The sequence below is a fragment of the Melaminivora alkalimesophila genome, from assembly GCF_000282995.1.
Taxonomy (GTDB): domain Bacteria; phylum Pseudomonadota; class Gammaproteobacteria; order Burkholderiales; family Burkholderiaceae_C; genus Melaminivora; species Melaminivora alkalimesophila.
Genome location: NZ_ALEE01000319.1, coordinates 1 through 247 on the forward strand (window position 1 = coordinate 1; position 247 = coordinate 247).

General features: G+C 66.8%; 1 protein-coding gene. It reads right to left on the reverse strand.

The annotated features are described in order from the left end of the window. Positions 1-247 (reverse strand): thiamine pyrophosphate-dependent enzyme (locus A612_RS05975; protein ID WP_040436212.1); only part of this gene is annotated, 247 nt, incomplete at both ends.

Consider the following 247-nt stretch of genomic DNA (forward strand, 5'->3'; position numbering starts at 1 on the left):
GGCTGCCCGCCGGTCATGGAAACGAAACCGTTGACCAGCAGCTTGTAGGTGATGCGCACCTTGGCGGCCACCGCCTGGCGGATCGCCAAGAAGCCCGAGTGGAAATAGGTGCCGTCGCCCAGGTTGGCAAAGACGTGCTGCTCGTCGGTAAAGGGCGCCTGCCCGACCCACATCACGCCCTCGCCACCCATGTGCGAGATGGTGCCGGTGGTCTGCGGCCGCTGCAGGCTGGCGATGGCGTGGCAGC